The 600-nt window shown below is 55.3% G+C and carries 2 protein-coding genes; both read left to right on the top strand.

Annotation, left to right across the window (positions count from 1 at the left end):
- A partial coding sequence (locus RT018_RS04775) for a site-2 protease family protein (protein ID WP_312939765.1) occupies positions 1-303 on the top strand: 303 nt, incomplete at its 5' end.
- A gap of 14 nt (positions 304-317) precedes the next feature.
- Positions 318-600 (top strand): flavodoxin-dependent (E)-4-hydroxy-3-methylbut-2-enyl-diphosphate synthase (locus RT018_RS04770; protein WP_312939763.1); only part of this gene is annotated, 283 nt, incomplete at its 3' end.

Genomic DNA, 600 nt, shown 5'->3' with positions numbered 1-600 from the left:
GGCATCGTCTCCACCATCACGCAGGTGGGGCAGGCATCGGAAAGCGCCCGGGATGCACTGGACAATATCCTCTTTTTCACGGCGCTGATCGCTGTGAATCTGGCGGTGATGAATCTTTTGCCCCTCCCGGCATTGGACGGCGGGCGGGTACTGTTTTTAACGGTGGACGCCATTGCCATGGCGCTCTTTAAAAAGCGCATTCCTGAAAAATACGAAAACGCAATTAATTACGGCGGCCTGGTGGTACTGCTGGGCTTTATGCTGATTGTGACGCTTCACGACGTTTTCCGGCTGTTCGGCTGAGGGAGGGAATACCGATGACAAAGCAATTGCTGGTGGGCAGTGTAGCCGTAGGCGGCGGTGCGCCGGTTAGTATTCAGTCGATGTGCAGCACGAAAACCGACGATGTGGCCGCCACTGTGGCCCAAATCAAGGCGCTGGAGAATGCCGGGTGCGAGTTGATTCGGGTGGCCATTCCCGACAGGGCGGCGGCAGAGGCGGTGGATAAAATTAAGGAGCAGATTTCTATTCCGCTGATTGCAGACATTCACTTTAACTACAAATTTGCACTGACGTGCGTGGAGCGGGGGATTGACGCAA

Source organism: Oscillibacter sp., from assembly GCF_032060045.1.
Classification (GTDB): Bacteria; Bacillota; Clostridia; order Oscillospirales; family Oscillospiraceae; genus Oscillibacter.
Note: the sequence above shows the minus strand (reverse complement) of the source record. Positions and strands in the feature narration are given on the sequence as shown.